This window comes from Coprococcus sp. ART55/1, assembly GCF_000210595.1.
Classification (GTDB): Bacteria; Bacillota; Clostridia; order Lachnospirales; family Lachnospiraceae; genus Coprococcus; species Coprococcus aceti.
The window spans coordinates 975,396-994,865 of the sequence record NC_021018.1; the positions used below are offsets into that span (position 1 = coordinate 975,396).

Annotated in this window: 17 protein-coding genes and 1 pseudogene; 14 read left to right on the top strand and 4 right to left on the bottom strand. The window is 45.4% G+C overall.

Going from position 1 to position 19,470, the window contains the following annotated elements:
• On the top strand, nt 1-290 hold a 290-nt coding region (locus tag CCU_RS04580; RefSeq protein WP_243440859.1), incomplete at its 5' end, for a TIM barrel protein.
• 273 nt (nt 291-563) lie between these two features.
• Here the strand turns inward: CCU_RS04580 and CCU_RS04585 are convergent.
• Nucleotides 564-2,087, bottom strand: a complete 1,524-nt coding sequence (locus tag CCU_RS04585) for a Mur ligase family protein (protein WP_015533743.1) — start codon at nt 2,085-2,087, stop codon at nt 564-566.
• A 406-nt stretch (nt 2,088-2,493) separates the two neighbouring features.
• Between CCU_RS04585 and CCU_RS04590 the strand changes: the two genes are divergently transcribed.
• From CCU_RS04590 to CCU_RS04615, 6 genes are all read left to right on the top strand, one after another.
• The gene (locus CCU_RS04590) at nt 2,494-3,270 is read left to right on the top strand and encodes a ZIP family metal transporter (protein ID WP_015533744.1); all 777 of its coding nucleotides are present in this window, start codon (nt 2,494-2,496) and stop codon (nt 3,268-3,270) included.
• 173 nt (nt 3,271-3,443) lie between these two features.
• Nucleotides 3,444-4,745, top strand: coding sequence for a phosphopyruvate hydratase (gene eno / locus CCU_RS04595; protein WP_208896349.1), 1,302 nt, complete (start codon nt 3,444-3,446; stop codon nt 4,743-4,745).
• Nucleotides 4,746-4,938: 193 nt separating this feature from the next.
• Nucleotides 4,939-5,862: a DnaJ C-terminal domain-containing protein gene (locus CCU_RS04600; protein ID WP_015533746.1), complete on the top strand. Its 924-nt coding sequence runs from the start codon at nt 4,939-4,941 to the stop codon at nt 5,860-5,862.
• A 148-nt stretch (nt 5,863-6,010) separates the two neighbouring features.
• The gene (locus CCU_RS04605) at nt 6,011-6,736 is read left to right on the top strand and encodes a sce7726 family protein (protein WP_022217318.1); all 726 of its coding nucleotides are present in this window, start codon (nt 6,011-6,013) and stop codon (nt 6,734-6,736) included.
• Between the two features lie 10 nt (nt 6,737-6,746).
• Entirely contained in the window at nt 6,747-8,738 is a 1,992-nt protein-coding gene (locus CCU_RS04610; protein ID WP_022217319.1) for a glycoside hydrolase family 31 protein, read from the top strand.
• 113 nt (nt 8,739-8,851) lie between these two features.
• Nucleotides 8,852-9,649, top strand: coding sequence for an HAD family hydrolase (locus CCU_RS04615; RefSeq protein ID WP_015533749.1), 798 nt, complete (start codon nt 8,852-8,854; stop codon nt 9,647-9,649).
• Nucleotides 9,650-9,754: 105 nt separating this feature from the next.
• Here CCU_RS04615 and CCU_RS04620 read toward each other — a convergent pair whose 3' ends face one another.
• Nucleotides 9,755-11,020, bottom strand: coding sequence for a sensor histidine kinase (locus CCU_RS04620; RefSeq protein WP_015533750.1), 1,266 nt, complete (start codon nt 11,018-11,020; stop codon nt 9,755-9,757).
• Nucleotides 11,017-11,709 carry a response regulator transcription factor gene (locus tag CCU_RS04625; protein ID WP_015533751.1) on the bottom strand — a complete coding sequence of 231 codons (693 nt, stop codon included), beginning with the start codon at nt 11,707-11,709 and terminating at the stop codon, nt 11,017-11,019. Before CCU_RS04625 ends, CCU_RS04620 begins: the two co-directional genes overlap by 4 nt.
• A gap of 211 nt (nt 11,710-11,920) precedes the next feature.
• Here CCU_RS04625 and CCU_RS04630 point away from each other — a divergent pair, with 211 nt between their 5' ends.
• The 5 genes from CCU_RS04630 to CCU_RS04650 are packed head-to-tail and all read left to right on the top strand — an operon-like array spanning nt 11,921 to nt 17,865.
• The gene (locus tag CCU_RS04630; protein ID WP_015533752.1) at nt 11,921-14,203 is read left to right on the top strand and encodes an ABC transporter substrate-binding protein; all 2,283 of its coding nucleotides are present in this window, start codon (nt 11,921-11,923) and stop codon (nt 14,201-14,203) included.
• Nucleotides 14,196-15,047 (top strand): carbohydrate ABC transporter permease, encoded by an 852-nt coding sequence (locus CCU_RS04635; protein WP_055146586.1) that lies wholly within the window; start codon nt 14,196-14,198, stop codon nt 15,045-15,047. The genes CCU_RS04630 and CCU_RS04635 overlap by 8 nt, the downstream gene beginning before the upstream one ends.
• On the top strand, nt 15,044-15,901 hold the full coding sequence (locus CCU_RS04640; protein ID WP_015533753.1) for a carbohydrate ABC transporter permease: 858 nt from the start codon (nt 15,044-15,046) through the stop codon (nt 15,899-15,901). Before CCU_RS04635 ends, CCU_RS04640 begins: the two co-directional genes overlap by 4 nt.
• Before the next feature lie 37 nt (nt 15,902-15,938).
• Nucleotides 15,939-16,985, top strand: a complete 1,047-nt coding sequence (locus CCU_RS04645) for a hypothetical protein (protein WP_015533754.1) — start codon at nt 15,939-15,941, stop codon at nt 16,983-16,985.
• Nucleotides 16,986-16,995: 10 nt separating this feature from the next.
• Complete coding sequence (locus CCU_RS04650) at nt 16,996-17,865, top strand: hypothetical protein (RefSeq protein ID WP_015533755.1); 870 nt, start codon at nt 16,996-16,998, stop codon at nt 17,863-17,865.
• A gap of 49 nt (nt 17,866-17,914) precedes the next feature.
• Here the strand turns inward: CCU_RS04650 and CCU_RS04655 are convergent, their stop codons facing one another.
• A complete protein-coding gene (locus CCU_RS04655) occupies nt 17,915-18,079 on the bottom strand; it encodes a hypothetical protein (protein ID WP_015533756.1) in 165 nt (54 codons plus the stop codon).
• A 278-nt stretch (nt 18,080-18,357) separates the two neighbouring features.
• Here CCU_RS04655 and CCU_RS04660 point away from each other — a divergent pair, with 278 nt between their 5' ends.
• Both CCU_RS04660 and CCU_RS04665 read left to right on the top strand, forming a co-directional pair.
• The gene (locus CCU_RS04660) at nt 18,358-19,065 is read left to right on the top strand and encodes an ABC transporter ATP-binding protein (RefSeq protein WP_015533757.1); all 708 of its coding nucleotides are present in this window, start codon (nt 18,358-18,360) and stop codon (nt 19,063-19,065) included.
• Nucleotides 19,058-19,470 (top strand): annotated as a pseudogene (locus tag CCU_RS04665) (ABC transporter permease); the annotation flags it as partial. The gene CCU_RS04660 and the pseudogene CCU_RS04665, both read left to right, overlap by 8 nt.

Consider the following 19,470-nt stretch of genomic DNA (forward strand, 5'->3'; position numbering starts at 1 on the left):
GCAAAGATCAGATAGCCGTGTTCCATATGAACGACAGCAAGAATGAACCGGGAGCGGCTAAAGACAGACACGAGAACTTTGGGTTTGGCAAGATAGGTTTTGAACCGCTCATGTACATCATGAACCACCCAGACTTCATGGAAGTCCCAAAGATCCTGGAATCCCCATACATCAAAGACCTGGAAAACAGCAAGAAAAGCTATGAGCCGTTCAAACGGGAGATAGCAATGATCCGAAATGGGAAATTCGATCCGAAGATGAGGGAGAAAGTGGTGGAAGATAACAGATAAAAAGGAGTTCTACTTAGTAGAACTCCCTGAATGTTTTCTTTCGGCATCTCTGCCTATCCGGGTTTTGGTAAACAAACAACCCTTATGAAGCTCAGCCATGCACTGTTTCCCGGAACATCACACGCATCATCACTCTACAGCCTGCTACGACTATTAAGTTTACGTCAGTCTGATAGGCAACTCCTGTCACCTGCATAACAGCGCTTTCGCCCCGTTTCTACTATTCATTATAAGCTGAGCCGCAAGAAAGGCAATAAACCTGTGGTTTACCCCTTACTTCTCCGGATGCTCTGTCAGCCAGTGCTCGATGACCTGCGCATCAGAGTGACACTGCACAAAAGTTCCGTTGATTCTCTGGGTACTCTCAATACCCTTTCCGGTCGTGATGACAAGCTCGCCAGGCTGAGCCTCGTCGAGGGCTCTTGTGAGAGCCTGCTCCCTGTCAACGATTATATAGCAAGGCTTTGTGATGTACTGCTTGATCTCCTTGCAGATCTCCTCACAGGACTCAAATCCCGGATCCTCCATGGTGAGAACCACCTTGTCGGCATACTGTTCAGCAAGTCTTCCCATATCCTCACGGCGCTTCTTGTAACGCTCACCGCCACAGCCGAATACAACGGTTATAGACTTTGGCTTCATGGTCTTTTTAACCATCTCATACAGTCTGTACATGCTTATATAGTTGTGTGCGTAGTCGATCATAAATGTGCGATCCTTCCAGTGATATACCTGTAGTCTTCCCGGAACATATACATCTCTGATGCTGCTTCTGATCTGATCATTTGGAATGCCAATGAGAAGAGAGGAGATGATGGCGGCAACAATATTTTCAACATTGTAATCACCGATCAGGTTGGTGTTGTATGCTCTGTTCTCTCCTCCGTATATAAGCTCAAAGTAGCTGTTATGGTCTGTGAGATCTTCATTGTGGATGCTGGCGAAGTCAGTATCCTTTTCAAAGAAATCGTCATCCCTTGACATGAGCTTTTCAATTGATTCCTTGCTTCCGTATACAACAACGTGCTTGTCTCTTACTTCATTATATATAGTCTCAAAATATCTTGTGTCACTGTACAGCACAACGTTGTCGCACTGCTTCAGGAAGGATACCTTGCATCCGAGATAGTCCTCCATGGAGGCGTGCTCTGTCGGGCTGATGTGATCGTAGTCGATATTGGTAAATACTCCGACCTTGTAGTGCTCTCCGTAGATACGGTTCATCTTCATGGCCTGGGAAGAAACTTCCATTATACAGTGTGTACAGCCTTCATCTACAGCCATGTCGAAGTATGTCTGGAGTTCAATAGGCTCAGGTGTGGTGAGAGTGGTCTCAAAAACCTTTGTTCCAACATCAATCTCATGGGTTGAGAATGCTGAGCATCTGTTGTCGGTGTATTTGTCCAGTATATCCTTCATGACAAATGTAACTGTGGTCTTTCCCTTTGTTCCGGTGATTCCGACCTTGGTCATGTTATCGCCTGGATTGCCGAAGAACCATCTGGCAGCAAGAGCCATGGCCTTTCTTATATCATTTACAATAATATAAGGAATGTCCACGTCGTCGTACTTTTGCTGTGACAAATATACGATGGCGCCCTGTGCGATGGCTGATTTCAGGTAATCCTCCTTAAATGAGGCACCCTTGCACACGAAGAATGTACCTGGGACCACATCCTTGGAATTGATGGTTATATGGGAAGGAGTGATGTCTTTGCAATCCTCCGAATATTCAGTTATAAGATCCTGCCTGCTTAAAATATCCAATAAAGCTGTAAATTGTAAATTCTCTTTCATACTTTTCCCCTTGGAATGTGTCTTTTATTGTATTTGTACGGACTTATGATCCGTACGACTAAATGTATCACTTATTATGCTTTCTATAAATAATTATGTCAAATAAAAAATACTCAGATCATTCGTTCTGTTCTCTTAATATTTATCTCCATTTGCATACAAATATATCCAAGCTGGTACAACCATGCTTATTATAGCATAACCTCAGGTATTATAGCACTTAAATTGTCGAAATGCGAAGCATTTTGGCCCGGTATTGATAACTTCTATCATATGCAAAAACTTGTGTTGACAAAGTGTGCCTGTTCAATTAAATTGTAGTCGCAATTTAAAAAGAAAGATGAACTAATGAAGAGGTTATACGAATATAGTATAGACAGAATACATATTATAAAGAGGTGATGAAATGTCAGAGTTCATAACATTATTTATACCATTTGCCGGAACAACACTAGGAGCGGCCATGGTTTTCCTTATGAAAGATAAGATATCCCCGCTTGTGGAGAAGGCTCTGCTCGGGTTTGCGGCGGGGGTCATGATCGCGGCGTCCATATGGTCACTGCTCATTCCGTCCATAGACATGGCGGAGGCACAGGGAAAGATAGCGTGGCTGCCTGCACTTATCGGATTTGCTCTTGGAATCATATTCCTGCTTGTTCTTGACACGGTGATACCTCACCTTCATCTGGAAAGTGACAAACCGGAGGGCGTCAGGTCAAAGCTTCAGAAGACGACCATGATGATATTTGCAGTCACGCTCCACAATATCCCCGAGGGCATGGCAGTGGGCGTTGTGTACGCCGGCGCAGCTATGGGCAATATGGGCGTGTCCGTCACAGGTGCATTTGCACTTTCCATAGGAATCGCTATACAGAACTTCCCGGAAGGTGCAATTGTGTCCATGCCGCTTGTTGGCGAGGGCATGAGCAAGAAGAAGGCATTTCTGTATGGAACGCTGTCCGGAGCTGTGGAGCCGGTCGGAGGTTTCCTCACGGCACTGCTGGCTGTCCAGGTCACACCACTTCTTCCGTATTTCCTTGCATTTGCGGCGGGAGCCATGCTCTATGTGGTCATAGAGGAGCTGATACCTGAGTCTCAGGCGGGCGAGCATACCAATATAGGAACCATCGGTGCGGCGGTGGGCTTCGCTCTTATGATGGTGCTGGATGTGGCACTCGGATAATGACGAAAAATGCTAAATGATAAAATATGAGCAACTACTCATGTTGATTTTAAATGCAAGTTAGTTTAAACTAACATCGTAGATCATGTGAGCTCCTGTACCCTCTGTAAACTGCTGAATCGGAGGGTCAGCAGGGGTTATACTCGCGCGACGAAAGGAGAAATATAAAAATGATGAATTATCCTGAGATTGAAAAGGTAATAGGAAGAGAGATCCTTGATTCAAGAGGAAATCCAACAGTTGAGGCGGAGGTGTATCTGGCAGATGGAACAGTAGGTCGTGGTGCGGCGCCAAGTGGAGCTTCCACAGGTGAGTTTGAGGCACTTGAGCTTCGTGATGGAGACAAGTCAAGATACCTCGGCAAGGGTGTTCAGAAAGCAGTAGAGAATATAAATACTACTATAAATGACGTACTTACAGGAATGGATGCGTCTGATATATATGCAGTTGATGCAGCAATGATCAAGGCTGATGGAACAAAGGACAAGTCAAACCTTGGAGCAAATGCTGTCCTTGCAGTTTCAATCGCAGCAGCAAGAGCAGCTTCAATCTCACTTGACATTCCTCTTTATAGATTCCTCGGTGGAATCTCAGGAAACAAGCTTCCAGTTCCAATGATGAACATCGTAAACGGTGGATGTCATGCTCTGTCATCAGGACTTGACGTTCAGGAGTTCATGATCATGCCAGTTGGCGCTCCATCATTCAAGGAGTGTCTGAGATGGTGTGCAGAGGTATTCCACGCACTTGCAGGAATCCTCAAGGAGAGAGGCCTTGCTACATCAGTAGGTGATGAGGGTGGATTTGCCCCGGCACTTAAGTCTGACGAGGAGGCTATCGAGACAATTCTCGAGGCTGTAAAGAAGGCTGGGTATGAGCCGGGTAAGGACTTCAAGATCGCTATGGATGCTGCTTCATCAGAGTGGAAGAGTGAGAAGGGCAAGGGCTGGTACAAGCTTCCAAAGGCTGGAACAGAGTATACAGCAGAGCAGCTCATCGAGCACTGGGCAAAGCTTGTTGAGAAGTATCCTATCATCTCAATCGAGGATGGTCTCGATGAGGAGGATTGGGAAGGATGGCAGAAGCTCACAGCAAGACTTGGCGACAAGGTCCAGCTTGTCGGTGATGATCTGTTTGTTACAAATACAGAGAGACTTGCAAAGGGTATCGAGATGGGATGCGCAAACTGTATCCTTATCAAGCTCAACCAGATCGGCTCAGTATCAGAGACACTTGAGGCTATCAAGATGGCTCATAAGGCTGGATACACAGCAATATCATCACACAGATCAGGTGAGACAGCGGATACAACTATCGCAGATCTCGCAGTAGCACTCAACACATGCCAGATCAAGACAGGTGCTCCTTCAAGATCAGAGAGAGTTGCAAAGTACAACCAGCTCCTCAGAATCGAAGAGCAGCTTGGCGACTCAGCTGTATATCCTGGAATCAAAGCTTTCAACGTAAAGCAGTAGGATAATAGCATTAGCCATACGAATGCATCTCCACTGGTGGAATCATCGGTGGAGGTGCTTTTTTTATACTTTAATTAAATAAAAAAATGACTAAAAATTGCCAGATAATATGTGTGTATTTTAACATTAAAAATATGGAATCACTTGACAGATAGTGTTAAACTATACATAGGCTTATCGGGAGGTAGGAATCATGGCTTCAAAAAGAGATTATTATGAAGTTCTCGGCGTATCAAAGACAGCCACAGACGCTGAGATAAAAAGAGCATATAGAACCCTGGCGAAGAAATACCACCCGGACACGAATCCTGGCGATGCGACGGCTGCAGAGAAGTTTAAGGAGGCCTCTGAGGCCTACGCGGTACTGTCTGATGCCGAGAAGAGGAAGATGTATGATCAGTTTGGAATGGCTGCATTCGATGGCTCCGGTGGAGCTGCCGGTGGTGATCCATTCGGAGGCGGAGGCTTCCACTTTGAGGGTGGAGACTTCGGTGATATGTTTGGCGATATATTTGGCTCGTTCTTTGGCGGCGGTGGCCGCTCACAGAGAGGTGGATTTGGCGGATTCGGTCAGGGAAGCTTCAATGCGCGGGGCAGAGATATGGAGGCAAGTGTCACGGTAGATTTTGATGATGCAGTATATGGTTGCGACAAGACTCTGTCGTTCAATGATGGACGGGGAGGAAGTTCCCAGTTCACTGTACACATTCCGGCGGGTATAGACAACGGCGGTGTGATAAGACTGGCTGGCAAGGGATATCCCGGAACCGGTAAGGGTCAGCCTGGAGATATGCTGCTGAAGGTCAATGTAAGAGACAAGGCAGGTTATGAGAGAAAGGGTCTGGATATATACACCACGGCTCTTGTGCCATTTGACACGGCAGTTCTCGGTGGAGAGATATTGGTCCACACCATGTTCGGTGATGTGAAGTGCAAGATAGCACCGGGTACTCAGTCGGGAAGCAAGATAAGGCTTCGTGGCAAGGGTGTCCAGGCGAGGGGCGGCAATACCCATGGAGATCATTATGTTACCGTGAGAATTGCAGTTCCAAGGAACATTTCACCAGAGGCGAAGGATGCGCTTAAGAAGTTCACAGAGCTTGTGAACAAGGGCTGATAATATTATGTTCACATAGAAACCAGGGCGGAAAGCTCACTTTATGAGCGGTCTGCCCTGGTTTTCTCAGCTAAAGCGGGAGCTTCTTGACTTTGCAGACAAAAATACATATAAGGATTACTTCAAACCATTGATTTCAGGAGGAAAAATGTTATTAGATAAAGATATACGAGAACCCCTGTTTGATTTCCTTGAGGAGCGATATGGCAAGGTGCGTATCCTTGAGGAGAAGACCGTCGGAAACTCCCGTGCGGATGTGGTAATGGTCATTCCAGACAAGATAGTGGGAATCGAGATAAAAAGTGATGCGGATACATACACGCGGCTGGAGAGTCAGGTAGCAGACTATGATCTATATTTTGACCAGAATATCGTGGTGGTGGGAAGTACACATGCAGGTCATGTGGCAGAGCATGTACCAGACTACTGGGGGATCATATCTGTTGAAGAATATGATACAGGCATCAAGTCAGATACAGATGGCAAGCCAGATGCAGAAGGCCTGGAGGATGGAGTGTCAGACAAGCTGACTCACAAGATCGATTTCTACGTGGTCAGGGAGATGCAGCCAAATCCACGGGCTGATCTGCTTCGTACCATACGTATATTGTGGAGACCGGAGCTTGCACATATTCAGGAGACCTACAGCCTTCCGATGTATAAGGGAAAGAGCAAGGATTTCGTCAGGACACTTATAGTTGACAGACTTCCGGCGGAGATCGTGCACCATGAGATAAGTGAGATCCTGTTCGAGAGGGATTATGCCGCCATGATCGAGCAGATACAGGAATTCAGAAAGGCACAGGCGGCAAAGCGCGGCAAGACGGTCAGGAGAAAGAAAAAGAGATACAGAAGAAAAAAGAGAGATGCATAGAGGTGACAGCATGATAAAGAAGTATACATACGGAAAGCCATTTCAGACAGAATCAGTAGTGGTAGATATCGCAGCAGAAAAAGGACAGCCAGATCACGGCAATATAGACTTAACAGCCGGATTTTCGTACACATTTGGTCTTGAGGACAGTGATATAGTGTATGGCCTTGGCGAGGCGAACAGAGGAATCAACAAGAGAGGCTACAAGTACATAAGCAACAATGCAGACAATCCGCATCATCACGAGGATGTATACTCACTGTATGCATCACACAACTTTATTATAGTTTCAGGAGCGCAGACATTTGGCCTGTATTTTGACTATCCATCCACGATCACATTTGACGTGGGATATACGAAGTGCGATGAGCTGCATATTTTCTGTGACAGCGCAGATTTGGATATCTATGTGATAACAGGTGACAGCCCATATGATATCACGAAGCAGTTTAGGAAGATGATCGGAAGGAGTTATATCCCGCCAAAGTTTGCATTTGGATTTGGACAGAGCCGCTGGGGATACAAGACACCGGAGGACTTTGAGACGGTGGCGAGAAAATACAGAGAGAACCACATCCCGATCGATATGGTCTACATGGATATAGATTACATGGACAGCTATAAGGATTTCACCATAAATGACGACTTTGGCGATTTTTCGGAGTATGTGGAGAATCTGAAAAAGGATAATATACGCCTGATCCCGATCATCGATGCCGGAGTAAAGATTGAGGAAGGTTACGATGTGTATGAGGAGGGCGTGGCAAATAACTACTTCTGCAAGAGAGCAGATGGAAGTGATTTCGTTGCGGCGGTATGGCCGGGATATACACATTTCCCTGATGTGCTGAACCCTGAGGCGAGACGCTGGTTCGGTGCAAAGTACAAGATTCTGACGGATGCAGGTATAGAGGGCTTCTGGAATGACATGAATGAGCCGGCGATCTTCTTCACCCCGGAGGGCGTGAGCGAGCTGAAGAAAGCTATGAAGAAGTTCATTGAGAAGGACGAGACTGTGGACGATGTCTGGGGCATCTCGGGTATGGCGGCAGGTGTTGCCAACAATCCGAAGGATTACGCATCTATGTATCACAATGTGGATGGGGAGATGGTGCGTCACGACAAGGTTCACAACCTCTTTGGATATAACATGACAAGGGCGGCAGGCGAGGCGCTTCGCGAGATCTCACCGGATGAGAGACGACTTTTGTTCTCCAGATCGTCTTATATAGGGATGCATCGTTATGGCGGCGTCTGGATGGGCGATAACAAATCGTGGTGGTCACACATCCTGCTCAACATCAAGATGCTTCCGTCCATGAATATGTGCGGTTTCCTGTATACGGGCGCGGATCTCGGCGGATTTGGATGCGACACATCCAGAGACCTTCTTCTCAGATGGCTCGCACTCGGCGTGTTCACTCCGCTCATGCGTGACCATTCCTGTGAAGGCACAAGAAATCAGGAGTGCTATCAGTTTGAGCATATAGAGGATTTCAGGAATGTGATCGGTGTCCGTTACCGATTGCTTCCATATATATACAGTGAGTACATGAAGGCGGCATTGACTGACGACATGATGTTCAAGCCTCTGGCATTTGAATATCCGGATGATAGGATCGCGGCTCATGTTGAGGATCAGCTCATGCTTGGAAATGAGATCATGATCGCACCGGTTTACACGCAGAATGCCATCGGAAGATATGTGTATCTGCCAGAGGATATGCTGCTTGTAAGGTTTACGGCAGATGGCTCAGTGGAGCAGACGGAGATGCCTGCGGGACATCATTTCGTGGAGGTTCCGGAAAATGAGGTCATCCTGTTTGTAAGAAGTGGCAAATGTATCCCTGTCGTGGATGTGGCGGAGTGCGTTGCTGATATCGACAAGACTACAATGCAGCTGATTGGCTATAAGAACAGCAGCTATATGCTGTACGATGATGACGGATATACCAGAGAGTATGATCTGGAGAAGAATTGTGTCACCTTGAATAAAAAGTAAGATGCGAAGAGCAGCCCTTAGTTGGATCGAGAGAACAGCGGGGCAGGGATAAGCCGGTAGTGGCATGGTTAGTATATAATAGATATCATAGAATATTCACAAGGAAGAAAAACATGAAAAACGTAAAATTAATAGCATCAGATATGGATCACACATTGTTGATGGAAAATGGAAAACTCCCGGATGGCTTTTTTGACTACATTGACAGGCTGGATGAGAAAGGAATCAGATTTGTTGTAGCCAGCGGGAGACCTATGTACACCCTGAGAAACATGTTTGGAGACAAGATGGATAAGCTTGTGGTTATCGGCGATAATGGTGCTGCCATATCAAACTGCGGTGAGATCATATATAAGAGCCTGATGGATGTGGAAGAGTACCAGAAGATGATACGATTTGTGGAGGACGAGACCGATGGAGTCGCAGTGCTCTGCGCCCTTTCCGGGGCTTATGTCCTGAAGAAATACGAGAAATATGCGAAGTTTTTCCGTGCATTCTTAAGCAATCTCACATTTGTCGACGATATGAGGAGCCTTGATGTCGAGGCCAATAAGTTTACGATATTTGCTCCTGATGGGGATGCTGCCGTGAAGTACAAAGAGATCTATACGCCTCGTTTTGGCGATAACTTCTCAGTCACTGTGGGCGGAAGAGAATGGATAGACATCATGAACAAAGGTGTTGACAAGGGCATGGCTATGCGAAAGATCGGAGAACTCCTTGATGTTGATACCAGTGAGATGATGGCATTTGGAGACAACTTCAATGATGCGGAGATGCTTAAGACGGTATATTACAGCTATATCGTGGCAAATGCGCAGCCCGGCATGGAGAAATTTGCAAGATTCCGCGCCCCATCCAATGAGGAGCGCGGTGTGCTGCAGGTTATGGAACAGGTGCTGACATCATAACAAGAATATTCCAGCATTACGAGACTGAAATGATATGTACCCTCTTTACTGGACAACCAGTAAGGAGGGTATTTTTATATGTGTGAGTACAAGTCGAGAATGGAATTACAGTTTAAAGGTAAGTGTAAATATGCTTCCATGTGGTATGTTGTCACATACGGTGAGGTCGGCACTGTGTAGATCTGCTATACTTTTGGCAATGCTGAGACCAAGACCGAAATGGGTCCGGTGATCATTGCGCCCTGAGTAAAATGTCTCAAATATGTGAGGCTTGTCCTCATCGCTTATCCCATCACCCGTATCAGATATCTGGTAACACAATCTCTGGTCTCTCATAGATACTGACATAGATATGGCCCCTTTGGAGGTACACGATATGGCGTTGTCGACCAGAATTGACATGCACTGGAGCATTCTGTCCCTGTCCATGGAGAAAAGCGGCAGCGGGTCGTCCGGTATGGACACAACCAGATCTACATTTTTCTGAATGGCAATGGGTTCAAAGCGATCATAACAATCTATTATTATATCTTCCGGGTGAACCTCATCAAAATTATCTCTGCCAGACTTCTTGATATCGGCAAATGTCAGAAGATTGTTCACCATATCAGTCATCCTGTCACATTCCCTCTGGGCTGTTAAAATATAATCATTGTCAGTCTCGTTCGGCTTACTGCCGGATAGTCCGTTGAGGCATGATTTGATGATGGTTATAGGTGTTTTCAGCTCATGGGACGCCACAGCTATGAACATATCCTGCTTCTGATATGCCTTATTTACAGGGACAAGTATCCTGACCGTGAAAATGCATGAGAAGATGGACAGAAGTATGATCGCGGCGGAAGTTATGAGCAGAAATAAAATAATTATCTTTGTCTTGTATGCGGATAATACAGCATTGTTGAATACTGTGTGTATGGTATAGAAAGTGCCACCTATATTTATGATGCTGTAGCTGTTCCAGTAGTCTATATGATTATACCTGACAGTATAAAATCTTCTGTTGGTTTCCCCTTGATTTACCGCATTGTAATAATCATCCCAGTACATAGGCTGAGAGTATGGAGAGGCAGCTTCCAGAACTGCTGCACTCTCTGCAAAGCTGTTTGTCGACATGACTGTGTTGCTGTTTCGCAGCACATCTATATTGAGATTTTTCTCGCTGTATTCGGTTAGAATCGGAATGTCCAGGATGCTCACCTGTTCGAGATATGAGTATAAAAGATTTACATCCCTTGAGTACGATACATGAGTGCTGTTTGTGTACTCCTTTATCACAGTGTGGAGCAGCAGTATGGACATGGCGGCCAGAATGACCGCAATGACGGAGGACAGAAATGTGGAAAGTCTTTTTTTTAGCTGCGCTATCATGTAGATGTGTCCCCCTCTCCACAGACGAGCATATATCCATTGCCGTATACTGCCTTTATCACAAGATGGCTATGGATTGTCTTAAGTCTGTTTCTCAGAAAATAAATGTAATTCAGTATATTTCCATTTCCCACATTTGAGGTCAGTCCCCATATGGATTCTATGATCTCGTCCTGACTGACGATCTTTCCTGCTGATCTCAGCAACAGTTCAAATAGCTGGGATTCTCTGTTGGTGAGCCGCACCGACTGGTCACCACATTGAAGTGTCCGGCTGTCAATCAGATAAGTGACATCCCCATATGAATAGTCAAATGTATGAATCTGGTGAGATCTTCGGTATAGTGCATTTACACGGGCCAACAGCTCGTCAAATTCAAAAGGTTTGACGATGTAATCATCGGCGCCACGGGAAAATGCTGCAGTTTTGTTCTCAAGTGTTCCGAGGGCTGTGAGCATTATCACGGGTATTGATATTCTGTCAAAATATAATTGGTTCAGAATGTCCAGGCCGGACATGTCGGGGAGCATCCAGTCAAGCACCATGATGTCGATGTCCGCACCGGAATATATGAGCTCCGTACCCTGCTTTCCGGTTGTACACAGTGTCACGGTTATTCCGTGATCTTCCATTTGCCTTTTCAGTATTTTCCCAAGATTGAGGTCATCCTCTACAAGAAGCAGATTCATACATATCCCCTTTTCGTTATTGTGATATGGAATGTAGACCATATGTAGTTCGTAGTTCATTCCTACTTTATAGTAATTCATTTGAGGAGCGTTTGAAAGCGGTATACTCAATTTAGATGTTTTTTAGATAATCCATGAGACTGTGGATGCTACAATCTGTATATGAAGACCTGGGAAGAGGGAGAATACCAATTGGGAAAAGGAGGTAATTATGAGACGTATAAATATATTTTTACTGCTTGCCGCCGTTATAATAATGTGTTGTGGCTGCGCTGGTACATCAGAAAATGAAGAAAATGTGAAGGGAATGTCTGAATACCAGAAGGCACAGTTAGATGTGGCGGAGGTGTATGGATTTGGAAAGACTCATGATGGCTATGTATGCATAGGAGAAAATCCTGACGGGGATGCTGTAAAGATGACGCTCACATCACTTGATGGTGAGCCCCGGGAGGAAAAGCTTGACTTAGATTCTATAATATCAGCGGATGAGAAGATATCGGCAGCATATGTTGATGGGGATGGGAGTGTCTATATAGCTTTGAGCAGTGTCACAGGAGATGGTGACATAGAGAGCAGGATCGCCTTAATAACAGGGAATGGAGAAGTCAGACAGTTATCCGAGGGCATTGAGGGAAATGTGACAGCTGTCAGACTGCTTGCTGACGGTTCCGGCTATATCTCAGGCTGCCCGGGCGGTGAGATAAGGTGCTTTTCCATGGACGGCGAAGAGAGATTTGCCATCAAAAATATGGATTACACAGATATATGTGTGGCGGGAGATCGGCTTATGGTTTTAACAGAGAGAAGTCTGTTGTCATATGACATATCCGATGGAAGTGAGGCTGAGACCACCACGTCATTTGATGAGGGAATGGCGGATGGGCTTGCCGAGACATTCAGCGGCAAGGGGATGGATGCGGTGAGCTGCAGAAATGTCATGAAGTATGATGACGCTACTGACTCACTGTATCTCATGCTGAGCACAGGGTTATATGAGTATAAGCTGGAGGATAGGCTGGGGATAAGACTTGCGACATTCAGGGATTCGGATATCGAGTACGACTATGTGGTTGAAAGCAGCGATACATTTGTTGCGATAGCTGGTGACAGGAGCGGAAGAAAGAATGTGGTGGTGTATTCATCTGATCCAAGCTATGCATCAACCGTGGTAGATGAGGAGCCGGATGATAAGACGGTCACACTATATTCGCTCTATTATGCGGAGAGCTATGAAACCTTGATCTCGTGGTATGAGGCATACCATTCGGATATGACTGTGAAGTATGTGTGGGGCGTGGATGACGAGAATGGAATATCTGAGAGCGATGCCATAAGTGCGCTCAATACACAGCTCCTGGCAGGTGAGGGACCAGATGTCATCATCATGGATGGGCTGAATGTTGGAAGCTATGAGGATACCGGAGTTCTCATGGAATTGTCCAAGGTGTATGACGATATACTGCAGGAAAATCCAGATTGCCTGGAAAATGTGTTAAATGCATACAGAAATAGTGATGGTTCGATATACGCAATTCCGGCTATGGAGACATTTACTGCCATTATCGGACCGGAGAATGAGGTCAAGAACGTGACGGATGCCCGGTCGCTTGCAGCATATATAAGCAGTCAGGACAGACCGGAATATGGAAATGACTTGTCATTCTATTACTGGGAGTGCTATTTCGATACGCTGTATCCGGTATATGCATCGGAGATTGTGGATAGTGATGGAAATTACGATGCTGAGATGCTCAGAAAATTTCTGGAGGACTTAAAGCTTCTGTATGACACGGAAATGGAGCGGACGACCCAGGATCAGATCGATGAGTGGACTGCCGAGTGGGGAAGCTACAGCGATCAGGTAAAAAGAGCCATAAACAGTGAATATATGAGTCCGCTGTTTAACAGATCATGGTCTGGCAGAAAGTCAGCATTTGTGAATATGAAAACTATGGGAGAGTCCTGGCGTTTTTATAGTATAAAAGAGGACTATGGGGTGGGAGCAGGCGAGAGCGGAGAAAACACAGATTACGCATACGAAATATGGGGAAATGACAGTGGGAAAGTATTTGTGCCAAACACAGTCATAGCGGTAAATGCCGGTTCAAAGAGCCTGGACAATGCGGTCAGTTTTATGAAGGCTTTGTTCAGCACGGATGTACAGAAAATATATTACGGAGTTGATTGTGGCAATCCGGTAAATATGGAGGGCGTGCGGGAATGGAACAGAGAGGCACAGTCCATGGGAACTCCGGGCGGAAAGATCACGCTGGGCGGAAGTGATTACATGGACTGGTCGTATTGGCGTAAGGAAGAGTATCTTGATGAGTATATAAGAAAACTTAGAGAGCTGGATACTCCGTCAAATCCTGACGCGAGGGTCCGCAGTGTGATAAGGGATAACGCTGCAGACTATCTTGAAAATGGTGAGAGTCTGGACAGTATAGTAGATTCCATCGATAAACTTTTAGGGGTATATCTGAGTGAATAAATTGGTTAGCAGAAGAACAAATGAAACGGTTGGATTTGTGATTCCGGGCTTTGTGGGTGTCCTGATCTTCGTGGTAATTCCGCTGATGGATGTATTCATATCATCCTTTCGTCATGCGGGGCAGGGCGGATTTGCAGGACTGCAGAACTACAGAGCCGTCTGGAGCAATACGGCATTCAGACTGGCGGCGGGCAATTCCCTGAGGTTTGAACTGGTGAGTGTTCCACTGCTCATGGTGATATCGCTGATAGTTGCGATAGAGGTATACGGAATGAAAAGCAACATAGTCAGGTTTGCATTTCTCATTCCACTTGCCATACCGTCAAATTCGTTGGCAGTGGTATGGAAGATATTATTCGCCGATCTCCTTTCGGGAAAGGCTGTCTTCTGGCTTTTTGTAGGTACATTTATATTTAAGAATACAGGATACAACATGCTAATCTGGCTGTCTGGATTGTCAGCGATACCGGAGACTGTGTATGATGCTGCCCGGGTTGACGGAGCCGGAAGATTTACACAGATATTCAGGATCACACTTCCGAATATGAAGAGATCTTTTTTTATCGTAGCCATGTTGTCAGTGGTGAACTCCCTCAAAATATTCAGGGAGCAGTATCTGATGGCGGGTAGTTATCCCGATATGAGTATATACCAGATACAGCACACATTTAACAACTGGTTTGAGAAGCTGGAGATCAGCAAGCTCACAGCGGGAGCGGTTATGACGGCTGTTGTATTTTTCGGGATCATACTTGCCATACGTGCCTTATGTCTGATCGACTGGCATGGGATCTCGGCGAAGTATAACAGAAAAATTTTCCAGAGAGGACGTGGGGGCAAATGAGATATATGGCAGAGGGGATACATTTGTTATTGAAGGTGTTCGTCATAATTGGTGCGGTACTTGCGGTGCTTCCGTTATTGTTTCTGGTAAGTGGTGTATTTATGGGTGAGACAGAGCTTGGGCAGTTATTGTTTTCGGGAACTGACGGCGGAGCTGGATACACTGCGTGGCATATGATACCGCTTTATCCGACATTTCAAAATATCGTGGAGCTGCTGTTTGACACTCCGGAATACTATGTGCTTTTCTGGAACTCGGTGAAGATTGTCGGGGTGGTAATAGCCGGACAGCTTGTGTTCGCTGTGCCGGCGGCATGGGGATTGTCCCGGAGCGGCAGCAGGTGGGCAAAGCTGATATTTGGCCTGTATATGTTCTGCATGATACTTCCATTTCAGGTGACGATGCTGTCACAGTACATAGTGCTAAACAGTCTCAACATGATAAATACCCATTGGGCTATCATTTTGCCGCTGATGTTCTCAACATTTCCGATATTCATTATGTACAGTGCCTTTGAGCAGGTTCCTGATTCTGTGGTTGAGGCGGCGAGGCTGGACGGTGCTGGCAGCTTCAGGATATTTATATATATGGCTGTTCCCATAGCAAAGAGGGGGATCATAGCGGCGGTGATATTGGGATTCCTTGAATATTGGAATGTCGTGGAGCAGCCGGTTGTATTCCTCAAGGACAAATATCTGTGGCCGCTGTCTGTATATCTGCCAAATGTGACCGAGGGAAGCGCGGGGAGAGCGTTTACATTTGCCTTGTTCAGCTGTGTTCCCTCACTGATCGTGTTCTATGTAGGCAGGGTAATTCTGGCGGAGGGAATATCCATAGGCTCTGCCGAGGATTGATGAAGGCTGGTTGTAGGAGAAAAACAGGAGAAGAGTTATGAGGCGATTTTCAGGAAAGCGATTTGAAACAAAGCTATGGGCAGAATGCGGGGTAAAGGCTGTTGGAATATTTATGGCGGTGGTTATTGCCGGCACATTTATGTCGAGATTTGCGAGCAGTGCCCTGACACCGAGGGTCGAGACGGAATATGCGGTGTCTGGGACGGTATCCACGGAGATTTTGCAGGATGTGGTGATAGATGGAGACAAGAAGACGCCGGTGTACGTCTATCCAGGACTTTTGGCCCAGGAGATATATGTGAGTGTCGGGAAAAAGATAGAGCAGGGAGATCCCCTTATGAGGGTGGATGTGGCAGCTGTCAGATCTGAGTATCTTGAGAAGAAGCTCGAACAGAAAAAACTGAAGGAACAATACTGGTACACATGGGGAGACGAGATGGCGGTTATGGATGACAAGATCGCCGTGGTGGATGAACAGATCTCATATCTGGGGAAACTCATGGATGACAATGGTGTTGTCTGTTCGGAGCTTAATGGGCTCATATCGGAGTCCAGAGTTGGAATCGGAAATAAGACTACTGAAGAGGCAGCTTTTGTGATAACAGAGAAGTCGGACAGCTACACCATAAAAATGTCAGTGACTGAGGAGCAGAGACGGTACATAGAAAAGGGGGATAAAGTTACAGTCCAGATGGATGACAGCGGTGTGAATACCGAGGTATCTGCAGTGTACAGTAATGTTGAAAATGGTCAAGGCTATATAGTGGAGGCTGTTGTTCCGGGCGATACATTCGATGTGAGGGACAGCGTGCTGGCAAAGATCTCACATCAGTCTGAAAAGTACGGATCTGTAGTTTCCATGTCAGCAATACACGCTGATGTGTCTGGTTCATACGTGCTTGTCGAGAGACCGAAGGATACTCTTCTGGGGACGGAGTATGTTGCAGAAAAGGTATACGTGACCGTCGGGGATACAAATAATTATGATGCCGGTCTTAAGAAGAGCCCATTCACCGGTGATGATAAGATCATTGTAAGTTCTGACAAGAAAGTGGAAGCCGGTGATACTGTACGTGAAAAATAGGTGGCTTTGTATGAGGAAATTTGTGATCGGTATATTTGTCGGAATTGCGTTGTTGTGGCTGTTTATATGGAATGTAGTAAATGAAATATATATGAGTGGCGGGTATGGTGTCGACAGAAATTATGCATTTGTCACCACAGGGCAGACCATGTACACCAGAATGAAGGATGAGGATTATGTGAAGGGCACGTACAGGATATATCCGGGCGAGACGGTTGGCGGAGATGCTGTATATAAAAAGGTGCAGTCAGATATAGTTGTGGTTGATTTTGCGGTGGAGGATATGTTTTGGGGAGCTGGAGCTCTGAGAAGAAATGATGCAGCTGGATGTATCATAAGCGGGGAGCTTTCGTATACACTGTTTGGAAGTCGCCATACCACCGGTTCCGTCGTGACCGTGCTTGAAAAAGAGTATGTCATCCGTTCTGTCATTGACTCGGAGGAAAGTTTCATGATCGTTCAGGCAGAGCAGGGGCATGGCGGTGACTGGGAGTTTGCCGACAGTAAAATTATAGATGGCATGGTGCTCGATATATCAGATGAAAATTACAGAGGGGAATATGCCGAGGAGGCTGCCGTTCATCATGGTTATGGCAGCAGCTTTTACTATGCCTCGGATTATCTGGATATTCTGCCGGACATAAATCTGCCGTCAAAATGGTCAGATTTTGATTTCTGGAGTGATGCCTCAGATGAACTTGAGGCTATACATGAGCGAAGATTGTATTCTGACAAGGATGTGCTGGAGATATTTTATCACAGATGTGGGCAGCAGCTGAATATGTACAGGCAGCGCAGCGCAATATCCGCACTGTTACTATCTGGCTGGTGCGTGATGGTTCTTGTTAATATCAGAAAAAATTCTAAAAAATCTGCTTAGGGAATTGATGCTTTATGAAACTTGTGTTAAAAATACTAGCAGAAGTTCCCTAAGGAGATGTCATATGATTTACACATATCCGGATTATTATAAGAAATTCAATTGCATAGCGGACAAATATTACACGTACCGAATTATTTTCATCTATAAGATCATCTAATGATGAAGTAACCATTCTTGTCTGGTTTCTATCAATTCCAACAATATATGCCATAATCTATCCTTCTAGATTCAATATCTTGCACTTTAATAATACCATTTATTTGAATTGTTTGACAGTCTGGCGTACGGTGCTGTGAGAGGACGGCGGTTAATTACTGCCGCCTACTCGATTATTGATAATGTAAGCAGTGACCACTAAAACTTAATATTAAACGTAATAAGATTGTAAGATGTGGATGTTAGAATAAAATCGTCAAATAGATCAGACGGCAAATAGATCAGATAAAGAAATGACAGAAAATGAAAAAGAAATGAAAAGGAAGATGTATCATGAATATATTATCAACCCACAATCTTACAAAGACATACGGAACAGGAGACAATGTCGTGCATGCGCTTACAGATGTGTCACTTGATATTGAAGAGGGAAAATTTGTATCTATCATAGGCAGTTCAGGAAGTGGAAAGTCAACACTTCTAAATCTCTTAGGAGGACTCGACAGGCCAACATCGGGGGATGTTATACTGGACGGCAAAGCTATTTTTGAAATGGACGATGAGGCACTTACTATATTCAGAAGACGAAAGATAGGATTTGTCTTCCAGAATTACAATCTGGTGCCAATATTAAATGTGTACGAGAATATAGTGCTTCCGATCGAGCTGGATGGAACGAAGATAGACACTGCGTATGTAGATAAAATTATGGATGTGCTCGGGTTATCGGAAAAGAAATTTTCCATGCCTAACCAGCTGTCAGGAGGCCAGCAGCAGAGGGTTGCGATAGCCAGAGCGCTGGCAGCAAAACCTTCTATCATATTGGCTGATGAACCGACAGGCAATCTGGACAGCAAGACCAGCATGGATGTCATTGCACTGTTAAAGCTGACTGGTAAAGAGTTTGCACAGACGATAGTGATGATCACTCATAATGAAGAGATAGCAACCATGGCAGACCAGATGATACGGATCGAAGATGGCAGGATCTTCTCAGCAGGAGTACCAGATGGGGCAAATGGGGGTGAGAAGGATGCTTAGAAACAATAACCAGGCGGCGGTGAGCAGGATATATCACCGCATGTTAAAGCAGAATAAAGTGCGAAATGTAATTGTTATTTTGGCGATCGTTCTCACAACATTTATGTTCACGGCTGTATTTACATTGGGATTTTCCATAGCTAAAAATCTTAACCAGATGCAGCTCAGACTTCAGGGAACAAGATCTTCTATATATATGGAGCATCCATCTGAAGGTCAGATAAATGATATAAAGTCCTGTCCGTCACTTCTTGCGGCTGGAATACAGATCGATGCACAGACGGTAAGCACGGAATCAGGCAAGTACAGTTATCTGCTTCAGTATGATGATGATACGGAATTTAATGAGAATCTGAAACCTGCCATAACTGATATAAAAGGCAGTTATCCGAAGGATGAGAATGA

Bases quoted from the DNA above. Each gene is read 5' to 3' on its own strand.
- CCU_RS04585 (WP_015533743.1), bottom strand. From the start codon at position 2,087: ATGAAAGAGAATTTACAATTTACAGCTTTATTGGATATTTTAAGCAGG.
- CCU_RS04590 (WP_015533744.1), top strand. From the start codon at position 2,494: ATGTCAGAGTTCATAACATTATTTATACCATTTGCCGGAACAACACTA.
- eno (WP_208896349.1), top strand. From the start codon at position 3,444: ATGAATTATCCTGAGATTGAAAAGGTAATAGGAAGAGAGATCCTTGAT.
- CCU_RS04600 (WP_015533746.1), top strand. From the start codon at position 4,939: ATGGCTTCAAAAAGAGATTATTATGAAGTTCTCGGCGTATCAAAGACA.
- CCU_RS04605 (WP_022217318.1), top strand. From the start codon at position 6,011: ATGTTATTAGATAAAGATATACGAGAACCCCTGTTTGATTTCCTTGAG.
- CCU_RS04610 (WP_022217319.1), top strand. From the start codon at position 6,747: ATGATAAAGAAGTATACATACGGAAAGCCATTTCAGACAGAATCAGTA.
- CCU_RS04615 (WP_015533749.1), top strand. From the start codon at position 8,852: ATGAAAAACGTAAAATTAATAGCATCAGATATGGATCACACATTGTTG.
- CCU_RS04620 (WP_015533750.1), bottom strand. From the start codon at position 11,020: ATGATAGCGCAGCTAAAAAAAAGACTTTCCACATTTCTGTCCTCCGTC.
- CCU_RS04625 (WP_015533751.1), bottom strand. From the start codon at position 11,709: ATGAATCTGCTTCTTGTAGAGGATGACCTCAATCTTGGGAAAATACTG.
- CCU_RS04630 (WP_015533752.1), top strand. From the start codon at position 11,921: ATGAGACGTATAAATATATTTTTACTGCTTGCCGCCGTTATAATAATG.
- CCU_RS04640 (WP_015533753.1), top strand. From the start codon at position 15,044: ATGAGATATATGGCAGAGGGGATACATTTGTTATTGAAGGTGTTCGTC.
- CCU_RS04645 (WP_015533754.1), top strand. From the start codon at position 15,939: ATGAGGCGATTTTCAGGAAAGCGATTTGAAACAAAGCTATGGGCAGAA.
- CCU_RS04650 (WP_015533755.1), top strand. From the start codon at position 16,996: ATGAGGAAATTTGTGATCGGTATATTTGTCGGAATTGCGTTGTTGTGG.
- CCU_RS04655 (WP_015533756.1), bottom strand. From the start codon at position 18,079: ATGGCATATATTGTTGGAATTGATAGAAACCAGACAAGAATGGTTACT.
- CCU_RS04660 (WP_015533757.1), top strand. From the start codon at position 18,358: ATGAATATATTATCAACCCACAATCTTACAAAGACATACGGAACAGGA.